A 20,966-nucleotide genomic window follows, 5' to 3' on the forward strand; every position below is an offset into this window, starting at 1 on the left:
GGCTTAGCTCCTGATCGCCCAGAACTGCATTTCCAGCCCGGGAAACTCGCCCGCCACATGGAAGGCGAAACCACTGGCACCCGAGAGCATGCTCCAGGCCTGGCTCTGACGGTCGAGCTGGAAGTAGCTGTAACCGGCGTGATAGGGCAACTCGCGAGGCGCCACCGGCAGTGGCTCCAATGGCACCCCGGGTAGCTGCAAGCTGATGAGATCGCGGATGCGTTCGACGCTGGCGACCTTGGTCTGCTGCAGAAACAACTTGCGCAGCCGCTCATGAGGCATGTCGGCACGCACCGCGAGGATGAAGTCGGCTTCATCGAGCAAGCTGGTGTCCGATAGCGGCGCGACCAGCAACCCATAGCGACGCGACTGCAGTTGAATGGCCAGGGCACGCGGCTCGAGCACCGTCGACAAGGCCTGACGCAGGCGCTGCATCAACGGTCGGAAGCCACGTTCAGGATGTTCGTGATCGTAGGCTGGCGTCTCGGGCGGCAGGCGCGACTCGTCGGTGAAGGTGACCAACTCACAAGCCGTCTCGAGCATGGTGGCATAGAGCCGCTCGGGGTGGAGCTGGCCGAGACGTGCCAGGTGCTGGAAACGCGGCTGGGCCCGATTGAGCAGCTGTAACAGCATGAAATCGGACACATCGGCCACGCCGGCCTGGTGCGGGGTCGAGAGGCGCTGCGCGATGTTGCGTGCCCGCTCGCGCATCAAGCCTGCCATTTCGCCGACGAAGCGCTGTAGAAGCGGCGCGGCCTGCACATTGAGCAGAGTGGGAATGAACTGATCGTCGAGGACCAGACTTCCATCCGGACGCCGTTCGACGATGCGTGCCACCGCCAGACAAGCGTAGGCGCTGCGATCATCGCGCTCGAGCATCAACCGCGGGGCAACCCTGGCCACATCCAGATCGGTCGTGTCACCTTCGCGAGAGTGCAGGTCACGCACCGCCCGCTGAGTCGCACGGAAGCGAGCCGGCAGCTCATCGCCGGGCCAGCGCACCTCACCCACCGCATCAGTGGCCAGAGGCAGTCCCAGATAGACGATCTGGTTGGTGATACTGGAGTCATCGATCTCCAGTGGCTGCGGCTCGATATCGTCATCGGGCAACTGGAAGGCGGTACCGTCGGGCATCACACCACTGGCGCGGCTGAGGGCAACGCGCCCGAAACTCAGAAACTCGGCATTCAGCTCCAGGGTCAGAAAGCCATACAGATAATGGCTGACGCCACGCAGGCGCGTATCTATCAACCCTTCAAGGCTGCGTTGCTGCTGCTGGAAGTGCTGCGGCTTGATGAACAGCCCTTCGCTCCATACCACTCGATTGCGACTGGCCATCAGTTTTCCTTCCTCAGCTCGACTTCGTGCTCGCGTAAGTGCACCAGCAGGTGATAGTCATTCCCTTGCGCATCGACCTTGACGACCTTCTTCCATTGCGCCTGATCGGGGTCGGCATAGAAGGCGACGATACCGATATAGCGGGTGTCCTCGTCGATATCGAAGGGCTCGTAGAACTTGAATTGCCCCGGCAACAGCGTGAAGTCGTCGTGGGCCAGGTAGTTGGTACCGAGCGCCTCCTCCAAATCGTCACTCAACTGATCGTGGACGGCGGCCATCAGCATCGAGTCGTCCTTGAGCTGCAGAACCTGGAACATCAGGGGGGTACCCTCGCCCTCGGCATTGGGATTGACGTCGGACTCAGCGACCATGCTCAGATCCACCCGGCTAGGCCGGTCCTCGGGATAGCCCACCGGAATCGAGGGGTCGAGCATGACCTGCCAGCTCTTGCTGGCCACCTCGCGGGTCGAGGCACAACCACCAAGTGTCAGCGCGAGCAACACAATACCCAGCCATGGCAGCACGCCCTGGAGCTGGCGTCCGTTCATGCCCCCTCCCGCTGCTGGCGACGCACCGATTGGTCGTAAGCCTGCTCGAACACTTCCCAGAACAGCTTCTCGAAGCCCTGCTGACGCCCTGAATTGAGCTCCTGGTAGTAATGGCGATACATCTCCCAGGCCCAGCCGTTCTCGTCGGTGACGCGGTTACTGGCACCGCGATACGCATGGAAGCGCTTGAGCAACGCTTGCGGGGCGAAGGCATCGAGGATCGCCGCCAGTGCCTGACCAATCGCCTCCTCGATAGCCGCCTGGTGCTGCCCTTGGTGCGACAGACACTCGGCAACCGCGGCCGGCGCCGACAGGTGTACCGGGCTGCGATTCGTGGAGAACAGTGTCTCGACAGTCGCTTGGTAGGGCTGGCCCAAACGTAGCGGGTTGTCTTCGATCGGCTGCAGTCGCCGATCGCGCAACGGATAGCGACTATCGTCCTGGTTCTGATGCAGAGCCTGCAGTCCCTCGATGGTGGTGCGCAGGGTATGACCGGCTTCCTCGAGGAAGGCCTGCTGCTCCTCACTGTCGCGGAAGCGCAGCTCGGCTCCCAAAGCACGCAGCAAGGGGTCGGCCCCTACATGCCCCGACGCGCTCGATGCCGACTCCTGCCAGCGGTCCTCGAGTTGCTCACCGACCGAGCGTTCCAGATCGTTCAACAGCCGTTCGTCCATGTTCAATTCCTCGTGTCGTCGAATCTCCGGCATGCGCATCGCCGCTTCGCGCCGGTCGTGTAAGTCGTAGCCCGCCACCGGAGCACGGTGCCCTTCCAGTTCGTCGAGCAGTGGCTCGATGACGGAGCTGTCTTCGTCTTCGGGATGTGCCAACGCCGTCAACGGGTCACGCTGACTTGCCCCAGGCACCGCTTCGCCCAGCGCCTCGAGTGGGTCGTCCTGGCGTCGTACGGCTGCCCGCATCAGTGGAACGCCTTGGCCGTCCAGCACTTCCTGCTCTTCGCTGACCAATGCCGCCAGCGGCTGGGCGCCGGGTTGCGCCGCCTGGCGATTGCCCAGATGCACTCGCAGGTGATAGTCGCCAACGCACAGTTCGTCGCCATCACGCAGCGCGACTCCACGATCTCGGCCGATCGGCAGGCTGGCGTGATTGACGAAAGTGAGACCGCTGCGGTCGATCAGGCAGAAACGTCCATCGCGGCGCTGAATTTCCGCATGACCGGCGTGGATCCGCCCGGCATGGTCCTGGAGCAGCCAATCGTCGCCGGTACCGCTACCCAAGGTACCGCCGTCCTCGTGGAAGACATGGCTGCCGGTGGAGCGTCCCTCGAGACGTTCGCTATTGGTGATCACGAAGGTAATGGCAGAATGAGACATGGAATGCATTGGCGTTACCCGGTCATCTGAATGCGCACCCGGCGCCGCTGCGAGGCGTTGCCGGTATCGGGGTTGACGAAGGTGGTCCAGCCGAGCTGACAACTACCCGCTTCACCGAGTCGCATCGGGAGCACGGCACTGGGTAGCAGTTCGAGCTCCAGGTCGTAGGCCATGGGCTCACGCAGCACGAAGGCCACCAGCGTTCTTAGCGGTGCATGCTCGACACCATCGGGAAGGAAATCGCGAAAGCGAGAAAGACTCAGGCCACGCAGGCAGAGTGCGAACTTGCCGCCAACATCGGCAACGCGTTCGCCGGCCACCACGTCGCTGCCCAGGGTCATGGCCGCACGCCCGGCTCGGCTGCGCTGATCGTCAGGAATGGTGACCCAACGCTGAACCCACTGTTCGATCTCGACGTCATCGAGGTCAAAACAATGGCCAACGATGCTGCACACCACTTCGGGCGAACGCGAGCGTCCCGCCAGCAGACCGGCGTAGGCGAGCATCTTGCTCCAGTTGATGGGCGTCTCGCCGCGCAGCTCGCCGTCGGCCAACCCCACCAAGGCGAAGACCGTGGCGGAAAAACCATCGCTGGCACCATTCTGGTAGCGGACGTAATGGCGATACTTGCGCCAAGCCCGATGCACCAGGGTCAGCAGGCGATGATTGAAGAAGTCGAGGAAGTCGTTGGCCGCCCCTTCATGATGTGCCGCGCCATGGGCCAGCGACTCGAGATAATAGCCGGGCAGTGGCGACTGGGCGCCTTGCAGACCGAAGAAGCTAACCTCCAGTGCATAGCGCTCGGGCGAGTGCGGCTCGAGAGCCACCACGTCGCTACCGGGAAAGCCCAGTGATGCCGTGGCCTTGAAACGCACACGTTCGAAGTGCTCACGACCATCCATGCCGAGTTCGAGATCATCGTCATGATGCCGGTGCAGCAACTCGACGAGTTGGAAGAAATCGTAGCGACGCGCTCCCCGAAGCAAGGGGGCGAGCGCTACATCAGGGGCTGTTGGCCTGACTGCAAGGTCCATGTGTAGCGCTCGCGATTGTGACGGTTGATGACATGCAATTCGTGGAACGAATTGATGCTGGCATACAGCGAAAAGAAACGTGCCAATACGCTGCCAAACAGATACAGACTTCCCTCGTCGCCAAAGGCCTCCTGGTCGAGGGTCATGACCGAGCGCAGGCCGCGTACCGGCAAACCGCGACGCAAGCGATCGATCGACTGGGTTTCGATGTCGACGATGCCTGCCAGGCGCTTCTGCGACACGCGTTCCGCCTGGCGGTCGACAAGGGCGCGGAAGTCGTAGGCGCGCAGCACAGAGCAAAGTGCATCACGCTTGAGCAGCGACAGGTAGTTGAGCGACAGGTTGGAGATCAGTGTCCACAACAGGCTGCCGTCCAGCGTGGGACGCAGCGACGGAGTCGGCCGCGTGATATTGCGGAATCCGGTATAGGCCGGGCTTTCCTCAGTGGACTCACAGATATCGCCCACCGTGAGCTGCTCGGGCAGTTGGCGATTGCTGCAGGTCAAGCGCAGCGATACTGTCTCGCGCATTCCCAGGCAAGCCTGCTCGTCGCCACGCACGAAGGCGATATCATGGTCGAAGCCATCGCCGCGCAGACTGTCGCGCACTCGCACTCGGTAATACAGCGCCTGGCGGTCGCGGTCCCGCTCGATCTGGTGCTGGAAGCTCTCGAAGGGCACATAGGTGCGCGGCTCACCACGCAGCTTGCCGGTCTCGTTTTCCAGCCAGCCCTGCACGGCATCGACGCAGAACACCTCGTAGTGCGAAGGATTGCGGCTGCTGGGGTGAATACGGTATTCGCTGCGTTCACCGCTTAGGTCGATGGGGTCGGCATCATGGGAGAACAGATTGATGGCCGGCGTACAGTAAAGTGCCAGGTGTTCATCACGCACTTTTGCATCCGCTGGCAACGTGCGCGAGCAGACGAAGCGTAGCGTGAGCCGTTCGGCTTGTACGTTCGGTAGATAGCGCCCCAGCGATTCCAGGTCGAAAAAGTGGAAGGCTTCGGGAAAACACAGGTATTCCTGCAGGATGCGATAGCCTTGATAGGCATTGCGCGGATACGGCAACAAGGCATGCTCGCGCTCGAAGCCAACCGGTTTCAGCATCGACTTTGGCAACGCCAGCGGCTTGCCATCGATCTCCAGCTCGATACGCTCGAGATAGTGGGAAAGCCATAGATACAAGCTGCGTGCCGTATAGCCATCGCCGCCAAGATGCAGGCGCAGATTGTCGATCCCCATCTCACCTAGCAACTGGTCGCTGTGCACGTCGAGCGCCAGTTCGATGACCGAGGCCTCACGCGAATGACGTGCCTCGACTCCGGCATGCTTGAAAGGATAGAGCGACACATCATGGCAAGTGCGGAACCGGCAGGTGGTCTTCTCCACCAGAAGGCTGGCCAGCGCGGTGCCTTTCGGCACGCACTGAGAAATACTGAGCGCATCCCATTTGGGCGTGAACTGCACCACCGTCATGCTCGGTACCGGGCGCAGATAGTTGGGCCACAACATACCGATCATCGAGTGGGTCAGCTCGGGAAATTCGTCCTCGACCTTTTCACGCATGCGCCCAGTCAGGAAGGCAAAGCCCTCCAGCAACCGCTCGACGTCAGGGTCGGTGCTGCGCTCCGAAAGAAAGCGGCTGAGGCCGGGATTGCTCTCGGCAAACTCCCTTCCCTGACGCTTCAGAAAATTGAGCTCGTCCCGGTAATAGCGATTGAGCATACGGGCCTCGTTCCCTGGGTGCTACGGTGCTTAGGCGCTCAGTTCAAGCACTGGTAGCGTTTGTTGTTGAGCAACAGGTCAATGGTGGTCTCGGCACTTTCCCGACCGATATCCAAGGTGGCATGAACCTGAAACCGCAGTTGCAAGGGGTCGCCGTTATGGGGCAACGGTTCGACCTCCACACTTCGCACGCGCGGTTCAAAGCGTTCGATGCACTGACGAATGGCACGCTGGATGTTGAGTTTCAGGTCGAGCACGCCGAGCGTGGCATCGTTGAAGTCGAGCAGCCCCAACCCCGGCGCACATTCGCTGTGTCCCGGATGGCTGTTGAGCAGCTCGACCAGATGCCGCTTGATGGACTCGACGCTTTCGACAAAGGGAGACTCGTCATCCTGGGAGTCCGGCTGCTCAGTCGCCGTCAGGCGCTCGAACAGCCGACCACCCTGCGTGCCACCACGATAATCCGTCATGGCGGCGGACTCCCTTACTCCTTGTCGAGGCGACCCACCAGCGACAGCTCGAAGTTGGCACCCATGTACTTGAAGTGCGGGCGCACCGCCATGGAGACCTGATACCAGCCCGGATCACCCTCGACATCCGAGACCTGGATCGATGCCGCGCGCAGCGGACGGCGACTGCGCACATCGGACGGCGGATTTTCCTGATCGGCGACGTACTGGCGAATCCAGGTGTTCAGCTCGCGCTCGAGATCCTGGCGCTCTTTCCAGGCGCCGATCTGCTCGCGCTGCAACACCTTGATGTAGTGCGCCAGGCGATTGATGATGAACATGTAAGGCAGTTGGGTGCCGAGCTTGTAGTTGGTCTCGGCGGCCTTGCCCTCAGGCGTGTTGGGGAAGACCTTGGGCTTCTGCACCGAGTTGGCGGAGAAGAAAGCAGCGTTGTCGCTACCCTTGCGCATGGTCAGCGAGATGAAGCCCTCCTCGGCTATCTCGAACTCACGGCGGTCGGTGACCAGCACCTCGGTGGGAATCTTGGCCTGCAGTTGGCCCAGCGCCTCGTAGGTATGTACCGGCAGGTTCTCGACGGCACCACCACTTTGCGGGCCGATGATGTTGGGACACCAACGGTACTTGGCGAAACTGTCGGTGAGTCGTTCGGCGAGCAGATAGGCGGTATTGCCCCACAAGTAGTGCTCGTGATCCTCGTTGACCGTCTCACGATAATTGAAGGTCTTGACCGGATTCTCGACCGGATCGTAGGGCATGCGCAGCAGGAAGCGCGGCGCGGTCAAGCCCAGGTAGCGCGCATCCTCGGACTCGCGCAGGCTACGCCAGCGCGCATACTTTGGCCCTTCGAAGATGGCCTTGAAGTCCTTGATGTTGGGCAGCTCCTCGAAACTGTCGACACCAAAGAAGCTCGGTGCCACCGATGACAGGAAGGGGGCATGGGCCATGGCGCCGACGGCGGAGGTATATTGCAGCAGCTTGATGTCCGGAGTCGAAGGCGAGAAAGCGTACTGGCCGATGATCCCGCCCACCGGCTCACCACCGAACTGACCATAGCCAGAAGCATAGACATGCTGGTACAGGCCACTCTGACCGAGTTCGGGAGCGAACTCGAAGTCCTCCAGCAGCTCTTCCTTGGTGGCGTGAAGCACATCCAGCTTGATGTTTTCGCGGAAGTCGGTGCGATCGACCAGTAACTTGAGACCACGCCAGGCGGACTCGAGTTGCTGGAAGCTCTGGTCATGTAGAACCTCATCGACCTGCTGACCGATCTTGCGATCCAGTTCGACGATCATGCGGTCGACTACGGCCTTGTTGACCTGAGGAGCCTCGTTGTCGCTTTGCAGTAGTTCGGCGATGAAAGCCGCCACGCCCTGCCTGGCGATGTCGTAGCCATCTTCGCTCGGCGACAGGCGCGTCTGCGCCATTACCTGATCGAGAAGGGATTCTTCGGCCCGAGCCTCGGCGGCCTGGCCTTGCTGTTGTACCGTATCGCTCATGAGAGTGCCTCGATGCGTTGCAGTGCGGAGAATCAGGCGTCGCCTTGGTCGTTCTTGTCGAGCAGATCGAGTTCGGCCAGCAACTGCTGACGCGCCTCGTCGCTTTCGAGCAACTTCTGTAGCCGGTCGCGGAAGGCCGGCACATTGCCCAACGGCCCTTTCAGAGCCACCAGGGCTTCACGCAGCTCGATCAGCTTGCGTAGCTCAGGCACTTGAGAGGCAACGCTGTCAGGCGCGAAATCGTCGAGCGACTTGAACTCCAGATTCACCGCCAAATCGGAAGGCTCGTCACCTTCTTCGAGGCGATTGGGTACCGCGGTCTGCAGGCTGAGTCCTGCTTCACGCATGACCGAACGGAAATTGTTCTTGTCGACCGAGACCGCGTCCCGCGATTCGATCGGCGTCTCTTCGGTACCACCCTTGAAATCTCCCACCACCAACAGTTTGAGCGGCAGTTCGGTCTCCGCCTGTTGATCGCCGGTGGCCGGTACGTACTTGATATTGATGCGCTCTTTCGGCGCAACCGTTCCCTCTTTCGACATCGTCATCGCTCCCTGGCATCGCAAATAGCAGCAAGTTCATTGCTGCTTGCAGCTTTTAGCCGTTGACCCCATGTTTCATCGTCAGATCTAGACGGTTATCCCTAGCGGCTCTCCGACCTAAGCGAATCGACATGGGCACAGCCCTGTAATTTTCGGCGGAGGGTAGCAGCTACAACGATAAAGAAAAGGCAGGTAATTACGTCTTGCCTTGAGCATGGACTACAAACCAACTTTCGACATTTTGTTGCCAAAATCACGAAACCAGCAGGCAAAATAACAAAAAATCACATATTTAAATATTGTCTAAAGTAGTAAAATAGGAAATGACTTACAAGCTTTGTCAGAGATCTCTTACAAGAATAGGAGACTTTGCCAACACCCTGGTTCTGCCTTTCTTGGTCAAGCACACCGCTTATACGCTAGAATCGCCCCTTTCCCCAGATTGTCCGAGCCCTGTTCATGGCCTATCGCATCGCCATCAATGGTTACGGCCGTATCGGCCAATGCGTACTGCGCGCGCTGATGGAGCGTGCGCCACACATGGCTGCCCCAGAGTTACAGGTGGTAGCGATCAACGAGCTTTCCGATCTCGATACCATCGCCTACCTGACTCGCTATGACACCACCCATGGTCGCTTCCCGGGCCGAGTCGAAACCGAGGGCAGCCGCCTGATCGTCAATGGCCAAGCCATCGAGATACTTTCCGAGTCCGATCCCGAGCGCCTGCCATGGCGGGAGCTGGGTATCGATCTGGTACTGGAGTGTTCAGGCAGCTTCAAGGACCGGGCAACCGCGACACGACATCTCGACGCCGGTGCCGAGCGCCTGCTGTTCTCCCAGCCTGCCGAAAGCGATGTCGATGCCACCATTGTCTGCGGCATCAACGAAACCAGCCTTGCCCCCCATCACCGCATCGTCTCGGCAGCATCATGCACCACTAACTGCCTGATCCCGGTACTCACCGTGCTCGACAACGCCCTCGGCGTAGAACACGGGGTTACCACCACCATTCACTCGGCAATGAACGATCAGCCGGTAATCGATGCCTATCACCGTAGCGATTTGCGTCTGACCCGTTCGGCCATGCATTCCATCGTACCGGTGGATACCGGGTTGGCTCGCGGTATCAACCGCCTGATGCCGCACCTGGCCGAGCGTTTCCAGTGCCTTCACGTACGCGTGCCGACGATCAACGTCTCGGCCATGGATCTATCGATCTGCGTACGCCGTGATACGACGGCTGCCGAGGTGAACGCTCTGCTCGCCCAGGCCTCGCGCGAGCGCCTCGCCGGACTGCTCGGCTATACCGAGGAGCCGATGGCCTCGGTCGACTTCAACCATGATCCCCGCTCGGGTATCGTGGATGCCACTCAGACCCGAGTGGCCGGTGATCGGCTGATCAAAATGCTGTGCTGGTTCGACAACGAGTGGGGCTTCGCCAATCGTATGCTCGACGTCGCCCTGCATCTGGCGTGTCTGGACCACCCCTCCACTTCTTAATCTGGCTTGCAACTTCGAGGACCACGACCGATGAACGTACGCAAGATGACCGACCTCGACCTCGCGGGACAGCGCGTGCTGATCCGTGAAGACTTGAACGTACCGATCAAGAATGGCCGTGTGACCAGCGATGCTCGCCTGCGCGCCAGCCTGCCGACCATTCAGGCCGCCGTGGACGCAGGTGCCAAGGTGATGCTGATGAGCCACCTGGGCCGCCCGACCGAAGGCGAACCGGCGGAGGAGTTTTCGCTGGCGCCGGTGGCCGAACATCTGGGTGAGTTGCTGGAACGCCCGGTACGCCTGGTCAAAGACTATCTCGATGTCAACGTCGACCTTGCCGATGGCGAGGTGGTGCTGCTCGAGAACGTGCGCTTCAACGCGGGCGAGAAGAAAGACGCCGAAGAATTGGCCAAACAGTACGCCGCGCTGTGCGACATCTTCGTAATGGACGCCTTCGGCACCGCTCATCGCGCCCAGGCCTCGACTCACGGGGTGGCGCGTTTCGCCCCCATCGCGTGTGCCGGCCCCCTGTTGGCTGGCGAACTCGAAGCCCTGGAGAAGGCACTGGCCACCCCGGCGCGCCCCATGGTCGCCATCGTCGGCGGTTCCAAGGTTTCCACCAAACTCGAAGTGCTCAACGCCCTGGCCGAGAAATGCGATCAGTTGATCGTTGGTGGCGGTATCGCCAACACCTTTATCGCCGCCGCCGGTTACAACGTCGGCAAGTCGCTCTATGAAGCCGATCTGGTCGACCAGGCATTGGCGCTGATGGAGAAGGTCGACATCCCGTTACCCACGGACGTAGTCGTGGCGACCGAGTTTTCGGAGTCCGCCGAGGCCGTGGTCAAAGGCGTCGAGCATGTCGCCGACGATGAGATGATTCTCGATATCGGACCAACGACTGCCGAGCGTTTCGCGGCGCTGCTCAAGGATGCCGGCACCATTTTGTGGAATGGCCCGGTCGGCGTGTTCGAGATCGATCAGTTCGGCCAGGGCACCGAAGCGCTGTCCCAGGCCATTGCCGCGAGTCCGGCGTTCTCGATCGCCGGCGGTGGTGACACCCTCGCTGCCATCGACAAATATGGCATCGTCGAGCAGGTTTCCTACATCTCCACCGGAGGTGGAGCCTTCCTCGAATATGTGGAAGGCAAGACCCTGCCTGCCGTAGCGGCCCTGGAAGCTGCGGCCGAGGCCTAATCCTAACCCCACCATCCCCAACCCGACTCACGGTGTGGCCCTTGCGGTCACGCCGTCATTACGTAAACAGGTAAGTTCATGGCACTGATTAGCATGCGCCAACTGCTGGACCACGCCGCCGAGTATGGCTACGGCGTTCCGGCCTTCAACGTCAACAACCTCGAGCAGATGCGCGCCATCATGGAGGCCGCCGACAAGACCGACTCACCGGTCATCGTCCAGGCCTCCGCCGGTGCACGAAAATATGCCGGCGCGCCCTTCCTGCGTCACCTGATCCTGGCCGCCGTCGAAGAGTTTCCGCATATTCCGGTGGTCATGCATCAGGACCATGGCACCAGCCCCGCAGTGTGCCAGCGCTCGATCCAGCTTGGTTTCTCTTCGGTGATGATGGACGGCTCACTCGGCGAGGACGGCAAGACTCCGACCAACTACGAGTACAACGTCGACGTCACCCGCCGCACCGTCGAAATGGCACATGCCTGCGGCGTATCGGTGGAAGGCGAACTGGGTTGCCTGGGCAGCCTGGAAACCGGCATGGCCGGTGAGGAAGATGGCATCGGTGCCGAAGGCAAGCTGTCTCACGAGCAACTGCTGACCGACCCGGAAGAAGCTGCCGACTTCGTCAAGGCGACTCATGTCGATGCCCTGGCCATTGCCATCGGTACCAGCCATGGTGCCTACAAGTTCACCAAGCCGCCCACCGGTGACACCCTGTCGATCTCACGCATCAAGGCGATCCACGAACGCATCCCCAACACCCACTTGGTGATGCATGGCTCCTCCTCGGTACCTCAGGAGTGGCTGGAGATCATCAACGAGTTCGGCGGCAAGATCCCTGAAACCTATGGCGTGCCGGTCGAGGAAATCGTCGAAGGTATCAAGCACGGGGTGCGCAAGGTCAACATCGATACCGACCTGCGCCTGGCCTCGACCGGTGCGGTACGCCGCTTCCTGGCCCAGAACCCGGCCGAATTCGACCCACGCAAGTTCCTCAAGGAAACCGTCAGCGCCATGCGCGACGTGTGCATCGCTCGCTACGAAGCCTTCGGCACCGCCGGCCAGGCCAGCAAGATCAAACCGATCAGCCTGGAAGCCATGGTCGATCGTTACGACAGCGGCGAGCTGGATCCCAAAGTGAACTGATCAAGTCTTATGGCTGCCACAAAAAACCGCCCCGAGCCGTAGCCCGGGGCGGTGCCTTGTACAAGCCGACGCTAATGACACTTACTGTGCGTTGAGTAAGGGGCAGCGTCCCCTTCCTTGATGGACCTCATGAGAAGGCGCCAACAGAGGTTGCCGTCGTCCTCTTCTCCTACTCCTCCTCACCTTCTTCCCAGTCTTCCTCATCATTCCCGTACACGATGCCTGGCCCGACATCGACGTGACCCTTGGTGATCAACTCTTCCTGAGCCGGGTGCGCCTCTTCTGCTTCCTTAGGGAAGTCGCCAAACGCCAATGGGCTGGCGAGAAGGCCAAAAGAGACGCCGAGAATACCAATCCTCTTGAGGAATTCCTTGGACATCATGCATGCACCTCCATCATTAGCGGGGCTTGCAACCTTCCTTGACGAAGCTTCCTGCTTCCAATCTTCCTTAACGAAGCTTCCTGCTTCGATCTCACTGTCATCCGTACGAGCCGTGGAGACGACGAAAGGACCCGAAACGAGATGCTTCTCATGCACTCAACCTGTTGCAGACAGCAGGCCAAATCATGACAAATATGGACAAATACATTCAAAAACAACTGAGTATAGAAATCCTCACCATACCATCAGAAGTCATGACAGGCCGTTTTCGGCTCATCGGGGTGGCGACATATGACACATGAGTCACCCAGTACCATCTGAATGACCCAGCACGACCTATGTCTAACATCGGTACATTGTTCATCCATGCGTTAACAACTACGATGGGAACGGTTCCATAACCCTGAATCGCCCATGTCCGAATCGATACCCGCAGCCCACCACGCCACCATTCTCGAAGTGGCCAAAGAGGCCGGCGTCTCCAAGACCAGTGTCTCCCGCTACTTCGGTGACGAGCGCGAACGGCTGTCGCGACAGATGCAAGCACGCATCGCGGCGGCGGCCAAGCGCCTCGGTTACCGTCCCAACCAAATGGCCCGTGGCCTCAAGGGCGGTCGCTCGCAGCTGATCGGCATGCTGGTGGCGGATATCCGCAACCCCTTTTCGGTAGCCGTGATGCACGGTGTGGAGCAAGCTTGCCGAGAAAAGGGCTATTCGCTGCTGGTATGCAATACCGACAACGACCCGGCTCAGGAACGCGACCACCTGAACCTGCTGGCGTCCTATCGAATCGAGGGATTGGTGATCAATGCTGCTGGGCAGCCAAGTCGCGAGCTACGGGCTTTCGCCCGCCAGGGCACGCCACTGGTGTTGCTCGACCGGCTGCTGAGCGACTTTGAGGCCGACGTAGTAGGACTCGACAACGCTCAAGCCATCGACATGGCCATCGACCATCTTCAGCATCAGGGCTACGACGATGTCCTGTACCTCAGCGAACCTGTGGCTCAGGCGAGTTCTAGGCAAGCTCGCCTACAACGATTCCAGCAACGGATGGCAAACGAACCAGCGCTGAATGGCGAAGCCCACAGTCTGGACCTCGACAACGAGACCCAGCGCTTGCCTGACATCATCACTGCCTTTCTGGCACGTGCGTCACATTCCGCTCCCGCAATACTCTGCGGTAATGGCAATGTCACCCTGACGGTCGCCCATGTCTTGCAAGACCAGCGGATCCCTCTTGGTAGCGTCGGGCTGCTGGGTATCGACGAGTTGGAATGGTGCTCACTGGTTGGCCCTGGCATCACCACCCTGGCACAGCCCACCGACGCCATCGGCCGTGCTGCCGTGCAAAGCCTGCTGCAGCGGCTGGAGAAGCCTCAGCGCCAGACGCCACCACGTCGCACACACTACCAGCCACGCTTGACCCCCCGTGGCTCGACATGTCGTCCGGACACTACCAACCAGTGCGATCCAGTTTCTCAGGAGCGGCCATGACGCAACCCACCTCTTCCCCCGAGATTCTCGCCTTTGGCGAGGCCATGACCCTGTTCATCGCCGATTCCCCCGGAGACATGGCCGACGTCGAACACTTCGAAAGACGTATCGCCGGTGCCGACACCAATGTTGCCATCGGCCTGGCACGGCTCGGCTTTCGGGTTGGTTGGCTAAGTCGCGTCGGCGACGACAGCTTTGGCACCTACATTCGTCGCACTCTGGAAGCCGAAGGTCTGGATTGTCGCCACTTGGTGGCCGACCCAGAACATCCCACCGGCCTGATGTTCAAGGAGCGCGCCACTGACGGCACCGACCCGCGCATCGAATACTTTCGACGCGGCAGCGCCGCCAGCCATTTGTCGCCGGCCGATGCTGAGCGGGTGGATTTCGACGCCGCCCGCCACCTGCACGCCACCGGCATTCCACCAGCGGTTTCCGCCACCTGTCGTGAGCTATCCTGGCACATGCTGGAACAGGCGCGGGACGGGGGTGCCAGCATTTCCTTCGACCCCAACCTGCGCCCCAGCCTATGGGCCAGTGAAAGTGAGATGCGCGATACCCTCAATGCCATGGCCGGTAAAGCCGACTGGGTGCTGCCGGGCCTTGAGGAAGGGCGTCGGCTGACTGGGCTGGAAACGCCCCATGACATCGCGGGTTTCTATCTCGACCGAGGGGTTAAGGCGGTGATCCTCAAGCTTGGCCCGGAAGGCAGTTACTACCGTGGTACGCTCGGGGGGCAAGAGCAGAGCTTCACCGTGCCAGGCTTCCCGGTCACCGAGGTGATCGACACCGTGGGTGCCGGCGACGGCTTCGCGGTGGGTGTGGTCAGTGCGCTACTCGACGGGCTATCGCCACAGTCGGCAGTACGACGCGGCAACCTGATCGGCGCCCAGGCGATACAAGTCGTCGGCGACATGGAAGGCCTGCCCAGCCGTGCACGGTTGAATGAGTTGGAAGCCACCCTTCCCAGCCTCGGCGATTGAAGCCCAACCATGAAGAAGGGCCCGACTATGAAGGAAAGCGACATGACCAAGCGCATCGTGGCGTTCAGCCGCCTCAAGGACTCGCATCTCGAACAACTGCGGCAAGAGTTCCACGTCGACTACTTCGAACGCCTCGACAATACCGACGATCCAGACTTCCGAGCCGCACTCGCACAAGCCCATGGCATGGTCGGCTCAGGCCTCAGGATTACACCTGAGCTGCTCGACGAAGCCCCTCATCTGGAAGCCATCGCCACGATTTCGGTGGGCTACGACAATTACCCGGTCGACGAGCTGACCCGACGCGGCATCCTGTTGTGCAATACTCCCGACGTGCTCACCGAGACCACAGCCGACACCGGCTTCCTGCTGATCATGACGGCGGCACGCCGCGCGGTGGAACTCGCCGAATTCGTCAAGCGTGGCGACTGGCAAGAGAGCATAGGCGAGTCACACTTCGGTAGCGACGTTCATGGCAAGACCCTGGGCATGATCGGTCTTGGCCGTATCGGGGCTGCCATCGCGCGTCGTGGTGCCCTGGGTTTCGGGATGCCGGTGCTGTATTCCAACGCCTCGCCCAAGCCAGCGCTCGAGAAAGAACTGGGTGCAAAGCGCTGTGAAATGGACGAATTGCTGGCGCAGTCCGACTTCGTGTGCGTGACCGTGCCCCTCTCCGCCGACACCGAGCACCTGATCGGCGCCCGCGAGTTCAAGCTGATGAAGCCTTCAGCGATCTTCGTCAATATCGCGCGCGGCAAGGTGGTCGATGAAGCGGCACTAATCGCGGCGTTGGAGATGGGCGAAATACACGCCGCGGGTCTCGACGTCTTCGAACAAGAGCCCCTCTCGCCAGAATCCCCCTTGCCATACATGCCCAACGTCGTGGCCCTGCCGCACATAGGCTCGGCAACTCATGAGACACGTGATGCCATGGCGCAACGCTCAGTGGACAACATCACCCTGGCGCTGAAGGGCAAGCGGCCCATCAGCCTGGTCAATCAAGACGCCTGGCAGCACCGTCATCAATAAGATTCGAGGTCCTTATGTCGTCACCTCTCTGCCTGCTTTTCGACTCCGACGGCACTCTGGTCGACAGCGAAATCCTGCTGGCCCAGGTGATGGCGGAAGTACTGCCAAGCTTCGGTTTGCCCTTCACCGCCGAGCAGTATATGGAGGAATTTCGTGGCGTGCGCTTTTTGACCATCGTGTTGACACTGGAAGAGCGCCACGACGCGCTCGATGACGAGCGGCGCCAGCACTTGGAACAACAGATGCGCCGTCGCATGGAGGAGCGCATGCGTGAGGAGCTGCAGGCCATCGCCGGCATGGCGGAAGCACTAGATGTCCTGGGTGTTCACCCCAAGGCCGTGGTCTCCAACGGCCCCGAACGCAAGATCCGCTGCGCCATGGAAAGCACCGGCCTGGGCCGGCACTTCGGTGACAACCTGTTCAGCGCCTATTCTCTCGGCGTATGGAAACCGGACCCCGCGCTCTACCTCATCGCCGCCGAGAGCATGGGCCATGCCCCCGAGCACTGCGTGGTAATCGACGACGCAGCGGTGGGTGTGGCCGCCGGCTTGGAAGCCGGTATGCAGGTGATCCACCTCAACCATTTCCCCGACACTGAAATGACACCCGAAGGCGCCATCGCCATCCACCATGCCAGCGAACTGCCGGCAGCGATCGCCCGGTTGGCGCAGGGCAGTCCCGTGACCGCCTGATACCCCCAGCATGTCGGCCAACCGGCTGGGGTCCTGGCCAGTGGCCAGCTCGGCGAGAAGCTTGCTGGAGATGGCACCCCAGGCAACGCCTGAACGGCCCACCAACCGATCGGCACGAGGTCCGGCGAGCACCAGGCCTCGGTCACCCCGTCTCGATCACCTGCTGGACCATGGCCTCTACCGACTTTGGCCCAAAAGAAGGACAAGCATCATGATCGTCAAGGGACCACACTAGTCAGGGTAAATAGCCAATACCACAAGTCAGGAGGAATGCAGGCATGTTCAACAAGATCATAGTTCCGGTGGACCTGGCGCACTTCGATGTGATCGAGCCCTCGCTTCAGGTGGTGGCGGACCAAGCCAGGCACTATGGTGCCGAGGTCTGCTATGTAGCGGTCACGGCCACCGCTCCCAGCAGCGTTGCGCACACCCCAAAAGAGTATCAGCAGAAGCTGGAAGCCTTCGCCCAGGAGCGGGCCAAGGTGCATGGCCAGCCGGTCAGTGCCCGAGTCATCACTAGCCCCGACCCTGTCGCCGACCTGGACGACGTGCTGATCAAGGTCATCCAGGAGGTCGGTGCCGACCTAGTGATCATGGCCACCCATCCGCCGTCGCATCTGGACGTCGTCATCCCATCCCATGGCGGCAAGATCGCTACTCATACCAAGGCTTCGGTGTTCCTGGTGCGTCCCAGGCAAGGATGACGCCTACATTTTCCATCTCGGCGTCGACAAAGCGGGGTTCCCGCAACGAAAATTCGCGAAATCTCGCTAGCGTGAGTGGATCGCCTTCAATCACAGTAGGCTCGGCATCATGCTGCGATAGACGTTATCGGCCCCGCTGGTGGCCGCCGTGACGTAGTAGTGGTCTTCGTCGATGCGACAAGGAGCGCATCACCTGCTCGCCGTCAATTTCCAGCTCCAGGGGCACGAACTGTCCCGGCTTGAAGAAGAACAATACCGGCTACTGCATGCTAAAACAGTAGGTTCGGGCGTCCTGAGTTTCCTGAGTGATCTTGAGGCAGCGCACCAAGTGGCGACCATTGGTCCAGGTCTGGGTGTTGATAGGGTTGAGAAATTCGGAACTGGTGAAGCTGGTCATGAGGCACTTCCTACAGGCAAACCGCCATCCCCGGCCGGCGGCAGGGGATGGCGAGTCAGGGTCTTGTCATGTTATCGACGGATAGCTGGATCAGGACAGCTGGATCCAGGTCGTCTTCAATTCGCAGTACTGGTCATGGGCATAGATCGACTTGTCCCGCCCACCGAAGCCGGACTGCTTGTACCCGCCGAATGGCGTGGTGATATCGCCCTCCGAGAAGCAATTGACAGAGACGGTGCCAGCCCGAATCGCCGCAGCCATGCGATGCACGGTATTGAGGTCATCGCTCCATAGCGAGGCCGCCAGGCCATAGCAAGTATCGTTGGCAATGGCGATGGCCTCCTCCTCGGTATCGAACGGAATGACCGCCAGCACTGGTCCGAAGATCTCCTCCCGAGCCACCGCGGCATCCTTCGGCACGTCGTCAAAGATGGTCGGGGCGACGAAATAGCCACCGCTCTCTTCACGGATACGGCTACCGCCCGTTATCAGCTTCAGCCCGTCGGCCTTGGCCTGATCGATATGGGACAGCACCTTGTCCATGTGATCTTTCTCGATCAGGGCACCAAGCTGCACACTGGGATCCAGGGGATCGCCCGTGATCCACTCCTCCTCGAGCTGGCGCTGGATCTCGTCGACCAACGCCTCCTTCACCGAGCGATGCACGATCAGGCGCGAACCCGCCGAGCAGTTCTCCCCCATGTTCCAGAACGCGGCAGCCAGGACATTGCTCGCGACAGTCTTGAGGTCACTGACATCGGGCATCACTACCTGCGGATTCTTGCCTCCGCACTCCAGCACCACGCGCTTGAGGTTGCTCGCTGCCGAGTATTCGAGAAAGCGGCGCCCTACCTCGGTGGAACCGGTGAAGGCGGCCAGGTCGATGTCGGGATGCAGACCGATGGCCTTGCCGGCCACATGACCAAGTCCCGGCACTACGTTCAACACACCGGCCGGGATGCCGGCCTCATGGGCCAGCTCGGCGAGTCGCAGCGTGCTAAGTGACGTCAGCTCCGCGGGCTTGAGCACCACGCTGTTGCCGGTAATCAGGGCCGGTCCCAGCTTCCAGCCAGCCATCATGGCGGGGAAGTTCCACGGCAGCACGGCGCCGACGACCCCGATCGGCTCACGGCTGATCGTCGCCACCACGTCCTTGGCGGTCGGCGACACAGCATCGTAGAGCTTGTCGGCGGCTTCAGCGTGCCAGCGGATGGCATTGGCGGTATCGGGGATATCGACATTGAAGCATTCGCCGATCGGCTTGCCCGCTTCCAGGGCCTCCAGCACAGCCAGTTCGAGACAGTGTTCTTCGATCAGGTCAGCGAAGCGCTGCATGATGGCCTTGCGGTCGGCGGGGGCGAGTCCCGACCAGCCCCCGGTCTCGAAGGCCCGGCGGGCGGCCTGGACAGCGAGGTCCACATCAGTGTCGTCACAGGCGGCTACCTGAGTCAGGGTCTCCTCGGTGGCGGGGTTCAGGGTGTCGAACGTTTCGCCTGAACTCGCGGGAACGAAGCGGCCGTCGATGAAGGCCAGGTTGCGATATTCGAGTTGCTCGATCTGACGCGCAATGGCATTCGGAGTCAGAGTATCGGACATTGTTGTTCTCCTCGTGTCGGATGGTTCAGAGTTCGGTTCCGGCTTGCCACTCCTTCCAGGCAAGGGTCGAACGCACCCCCATACCGAGCAGTGGCTCGGGGGGATTTAACTGCGGCTTTGGCTGTTCCAGCATGATGTCGAGCAGTTCGCTCTCGACGCCGAGCGCATACTCGGCGATCAACTTTCCAGAGATCGTGCCGCGCGTCAGGCCCAGCCCGTTCTGACAGACGGCACTAAAAACGCCCGGGGCGATCTCGCCGAACGGCGTGCCGCCGTTACGGGTCAGGCACAGCGCGCCACCCCAGGTGTATTCCAGCTCGACTCCCCGCAGCATGGGGAAGCGCCTGTCGAACGAGCGTTGATGGGCGACGAGCGCACGCTTCAGCCTGCTCTCACCGGTGCTGACATTCGGGTTGTAGGTGAACGTATTGCGGATGCAGATACGTCCGTCTCCCATGCGACGCACCGTCGTGCCCATTGGGTCGGCCGGAATCAGCCCCCAGCTCTCCTCTCCACCCAGGTCCGCCAGCTCTTGCTCGTTTAGGGGCCGAGTCAGGCTGCCGTAGGTATAGACGGGCAGGAGGCGCCCCTTGAGTCCAAGCTGGCCGAACTGTGCGGCATAAGCGTTGTTGGCGAGCACCAGCCGGGGCGCCTTGAGCCGCCCCTTGTCGGTGACCAGCGTATGAGGATTGCCGACGTTGATCTCGCGGACGGGGGTGTCCTCGAAGAGGCGGACGTTCTCCGGCAAGGTGGCACCGAGTCCGCGTACCAGCGCCGCCGGCTGGACCAGCACCGCTCCTGGCGAATGCAGTCCGGCGCGATAGAAGCCAGTTCCGGTCACCGCCTTCATCTCCCGGGCATCGAGTTCCCGACAAGGCTCGCCCAGAGCAGCGAGCCCCTTGGCGAAGGCCTCCAGCGCGCGGAGGCCATGAGTCTCGACCGCCCCATGCAACTTGCCTTGCTCGCGCCAATCGCACTCGATCGCATGGCGCTGCACGATTTCGCGCATGTAGTCGATCGCCCCCCGGTTGAGCTGGATGAGCTTGCGATCGGCCGACTGATCGCCTGTGTAGCTATGCGAATTCAGGTTATGCGGCAAATCCACCATGAAACCGGAATTGCGCCCGGAGGCGCCGAAACCGACACGCCGGGCATCCACCAGGGCGATGGCAGCGTTCGGTTGCAGCTCGGCCAGCCGCCGAGCGGCGGCCAGGCCGGCCAGTCCCGCCCCCAACACCACCCAGTCGGCCTTCACTTCCCCGTGAAGTGGTGTCGACGCGGGCGGCGGAGGCAGTGTCTCGTACCAGCCACAACGCCCGTCGTTCTGGGGCAGGAAATGGCATGTCAACTGCATGGGGCGAAT

19 protein-coding genes and 1 pseudogene are annotated in these 20,966 nt (G+C 61.1%); 8 read left to right on the forward strand and 12 right to left on the reverse strand.

The window, feature by feature from the left end; genetic code table 11:
- Positions 1-3 precede the first annotated feature (3 nt).
- The 8 genes from tssK to tssB are packed head-to-tail and all read right to left on the reverse strand — an operon-like array spanning position 4 to position 8,486.
- Entirely contained in the window at positions 4-1,338 is a 1,335-nt protein-coding gene (tssK, locus tag L861_RS21580) for a type VI secretion system baseplate subunit TssK (RefSeq protein WP_016418788.1), read from the reverse strand.
- Positions 1,338-1,886, reverse strand: coding sequence for a type VI secretion system lipoprotein TssJ (gene tssJ, locus L861_RS21585; RefSeq protein ID WP_016418789.1), 549 nt, complete (start codon positions 1,884-1,886; stop codon positions 1,338-1,340). Before tssJ ends, tssK begins: the two co-directional genes overlap by 1 nt.
- Entirely contained in the window at positions 1,883-3,226 is a 1,344-nt protein-coding gene (gene tagH, locus L861_RS21590; protein WP_016418790.1) for a type VI secretion system-associated FHA domain protein TagH, read from the reverse strand. The genes tssJ and tagH overlap by 4 nt, the downstream gene beginning before the upstream one ends.
- 5 nt (positions 3,227-3,231) lie before the next feature.
- Positions 3,232-4,251, reverse strand: a complete 1,020-nt coding sequence (gene tssG, locus L861_RS21595; RefSeq protein ID WP_016418791.1) for a type VI secretion system baseplate subunit TssG — start codon at positions 4,249-4,251, stop codon at positions 3,232-3,234.
- Complete coding sequence (tssF, locus tag L861_RS21600; RefSeq protein WP_016418792.1) at positions 4,215-5,978, reverse strand: type VI secretion system baseplate subunit TssF; 1,764 nt, start codon at positions 5,976-5,978, stop codon at positions 4,215-4,217. Before tssF ends, tssG begins: the two co-directional genes overlap by 37 nt.
- Before the next feature lie 38 nt (positions 5,979-6,016).
- Positions 6,017-6,448: a type VI secretion system baseplate subunit TssE gene (gene tssE / locus L861_RS21605; RefSeq protein WP_016418793.1), complete on the reverse strand. Its 432-nt coding sequence runs from the start codon at positions 6,446-6,448 to the stop codon at positions 6,017-6,019.
- 14 nt (positions 6,449-6,462) lie between these two features.
- Positions 6,463-7,944 carry a type VI secretion system contractile sheath large subunit gene (tssC, locus tag L861_RS21610; RefSeq protein ID WP_016418794.1) on the reverse strand — a complete coding sequence of 494 codons (1,482 nt, stop codon included), beginning with the start codon at positions 7,942-7,944 and terminating at the stop codon, positions 6,463-6,465.
- Positions 7,945-7,976: 32 nt separating this feature from the next.
- On the reverse strand, positions 7,977-8,486 hold the full coding sequence (gene tssB, locus L861_RS21615; protein ID WP_016418795.1) for a type VI secretion system contractile sheath small subunit: 510 nt from the start codon (positions 8,484-8,486) through the stop codon (positions 7,977-7,979).
- Positions 8,487-8,945: 459 nt separating this feature from the next.
- On the opposite strand from tssB, the gene L861_RS21620 reads away from it, so the two are divergent.
- From L861_RS21620 to fba, 3 genes are all read left to right on the forward strand, one after another.
- Positions 8,946-9,986 (forward strand): type I glyceraldehyde-3-phosphate dehydrogenase, encoded by a 1,041-nt coding sequence (locus tag L861_RS21620; RefSeq protein ID WP_016418796.1) that lies wholly within the window; start codon positions 8,946-8,948, stop codon positions 9,984-9,986.
- A gap of 30 nt (positions 9,987-10,016) precedes the next feature.
- Positions 10,017-11,183: a phosphoglycerate kinase gene (locus L861_RS21625; protein WP_016418797.1), complete on the forward strand. Its 1,167-nt coding sequence runs from the start codon at positions 10,017-10,019 to the stop codon at positions 11,181-11,183.
- Positions 11,184-11,261: 78 nt separating this feature from the next.
- Positions 11,262-12,326 (forward strand): class II fructose-bisphosphate aldolase, encoded by a 1,065-nt coding sequence (gene fba, locus L861_RS21630; RefSeq protein ID WP_016418798.1) that lies wholly within the window; start codon positions 11,262-11,264, stop codon positions 12,324-12,326.
- A 169-nt stretch (positions 12,327-12,495) separates the two neighbouring features.
- On the opposite strand, the gene L861_RS21635 is transcribed toward fba, so the two are convergent.
- Complete coding sequence (locus L861_RS21635; RefSeq protein ID WP_016418799.1) at positions 12,496-12,708, reverse strand: hypothetical protein; 213 nt, start codon at positions 12,706-12,708, stop codon at positions 12,496-12,498.
- Positions 12,709-13,122: 414 nt separating this feature from the next.
- Between L861_RS21635 and L861_RS21640 the strand changes: the two genes are divergently transcribed.
- The 5 genes from L861_RS21640 (at position 13,123) to L861_RS21660 (ending at position 17,610) form a co-directional block, all read left to right on the forward strand.
- Positions 13,123-14,202, forward strand: coding sequence for a LacI family DNA-binding transcriptional regulator (locus L861_RS21640; protein ID WP_016418800.1), 1,080 nt, complete (start codon positions 13,123-13,125; stop codon positions 14,200-14,202).
- Positions 14,199-15,185 carry a sugar kinase gene (locus L861_RS21645; RefSeq protein ID WP_016418801.1) on the forward strand — a complete coding sequence of 329 codons (987 nt, stop codon included), beginning with the start codon at positions 14,199-14,201 and terminating at the stop codon, positions 15,183-15,185. Before L861_RS21640 ends, L861_RS21645 begins: the two co-directional genes overlap by 4 nt.
- A 42-nt stretch (positions 15,186-15,227) precedes the next feature.
- Positions 15,228-16,214 carry a 2-hydroxyacid dehydrogenase gene (locus L861_RS21650; protein WP_016418802.1) on the forward strand — a complete coding sequence of 329 codons (987 nt, stop codon included), beginning with the start codon at positions 15,228-15,230 and terminating at the stop codon, positions 16,212-16,214.
- A 14-nt stretch (positions 16,215-16,228) separates the two neighbouring features.
- Complete coding sequence (locus L861_RS21655) at positions 16,229-16,906, forward strand: HAD-IA family hydrolase (protein ID WP_016418803.1); 678 nt, start codon at positions 16,229-16,231, stop codon at positions 16,904-16,906.
- Between the two features lie 278 nt (positions 16,907-17,184).
- Positions 17,185-17,610, forward strand: coding sequence for a universal stress protein (locus L861_RS21660; RefSeq protein ID WP_016418804.1), 426 nt, complete (start codon positions 17,185-17,187; stop codon positions 17,608-17,610).
- 160 nt (positions 17,611-17,770) lie between these two features.
- Here the strand turns inward: L861_RS21660 and L861_RS24365 are convergent.
- From L861_RS24365 to L861_RS21670, 3 genes and pseudogenes are all read right to left on the reverse strand, one after another.
- Positions 17,771-18,007: pseudogene (locus tag L861_RS24365) on the reverse strand (hybrid-cluster NAD(P)-dependent oxidoreductase); the annotation flags it as partial.
- 90 nt (positions 18,008-18,097) lie between these two features.
- Positions 18,098-19,603, reverse strand: coding sequence for an aldehyde dehydrogenase (locus L861_RS21665; RefSeq protein WP_016418806.1), 1,506 nt, complete (start codon positions 19,601-19,603; stop codon positions 18,098-18,100).
- A 25-nt stretch (positions 19,604-19,628) separates the two neighbouring features.
- Positions 19,629-20,957, reverse strand: coding sequence for an NAD(P)/FAD-dependent oxidoreductase (locus tag L861_RS21670; RefSeq protein WP_016418807.1), 1,329 nt, complete (start codon positions 20,955-20,957; stop codon positions 19,629-19,631).
- Positions 20,958-20,966 lie beyond the last annotated feature (9 nt).

Origin of the sequence: Litchfieldella anticariensis FP35 = DSM 16096 (assembly GCF_000409775.1) — a bacterium.
Lineage (GTDB): Bacteria > Pseudomonadota > Gammaproteobacteria > Pseudomonadales > Halomonadaceae > Litchfieldella > Litchfieldella anticariensis.

Bases quoted from the DNA above. Each gene is read 5' to 3' on its own strand.
- L861_RS21655 (WP_016418803.1), top strand. From the start codon at position 16,229: ATGTCGTCACCTCTCTGCCTGCTTTTCGACTCCGACGGCACTCTGGTC.
- L861_RS21620 (WP_016418796.1), top strand. From the start codon at position 8,946: ATGGCCTATCGCATCGCCATCAATGGTTACGGCCGTATCGGCCAATGC.
- L861_RS21645 (WP_016418801.1), top strand. From the start codon at position 14,199: ATGACGCAACCCACCTCTTCCCCCGAGATTCTCGCCTTTGGCGAGGCC.
- tssK (WP_016418788.1), bottom strand. From the start codon at position 1,338: ATGGCCAGTCGCAATCGAGTGGTATGGAGCGAAGGGCTGTTCATCAAG.
- tssE (WP_016418793.1), bottom strand. From the start codon at position 6,448: ATGACGGATTATCGTGGTGGCACGCAGGGTGGTCGGCTGTTCGAGCGC.
- L861_RS21650 (WP_016418802.1), top strand. From the start codon at position 15,228: ATGACCAAGCGCATCGTGGCGTTCAGCCGCCTCAAGGACTCGCATCTC.
- L861_RS21670 (WP_016418807.1), bottom strand. From the start codon at position 20,957: ATGCAGTTGACATGCCATTTCCTGCCCCAGAACGACGGGCGTTGTGGC.
- fba (WP_016418798.1), top strand. From the start codon at position 11,262: ATGGCACTGATTAGCATGCGCCAACTGCTGGACCACGCCGCCGAGTAT.
- tagH (WP_016418790.1), bottom strand. From the start codon at position 3,226: ATGCATTCCATGTCTCATTCTGCCATTACCTTCGTGATCACCAATAGC.
- L861_RS21640 (WP_016418800.1), top strand. From the start codon at position 13,123: ATGTCCGAATCGATACCCGCAGCCCACCACGCCACCATTCTCGAAGTG.
- tssC (WP_016418794.1), bottom strand. From the start codon at position 7,944: ATGAGCGATACGGTACAACAGCAAGGCCAGGCCGCCGAGGCTCGGGCC.
- L861_RS21635 (WP_016418799.1), bottom strand. From the start codon at position 12,708: ATGATGTCCAAGGAATTCCTCAAGAGGATTGGTATTCTCGGCGTCTCT.
- tssJ (WP_016418789.1), bottom strand. From the start codon at position 1,886: ATGAACGGACGCCAGCTCCAGGGCGTGCTGCCATGGCTGGGTATTGTG.
- tssF (WP_016418792.1), bottom strand. From the start codon at position 5,978: ATGCTCAATCGCTATTACCGGGACGAGCTCAATTTTCTGAAGCGTCAG.
- tssB (WP_016418795.1), bottom strand. From the start codon at position 8,486: ATGTCGAAAGAGGGAACGGTTGCGCCGAAAGAGCGCATCAATATCAAG.
- tssG (WP_016418791.1), bottom strand. From the start codon at position 4,251: ATGGACCTTGCAGTCAGGCCAACAGCCCCTGATGTAGCGCTCGCCCCC.
- L861_RS21625 (WP_016418797.1), top strand. From the start codon at position 10,017: ATGAACGTACGCAAGATGACCGACCTCGACCTCGCGGGACAGCGCGTG.
- L861_RS21660 (WP_016418804.1), top strand. From the start codon at position 17,185: ATGTTCAACAAGATCATAGTTCCGGTGGACCTGGCGCACTTCGATGTG.
- L861_RS21665 (WP_016418806.1), bottom strand. From the start codon at position 19,603: ATGTCCGATACTCTGACTCCGAATGCCATTGCGCGTCAGATCGAGCAA.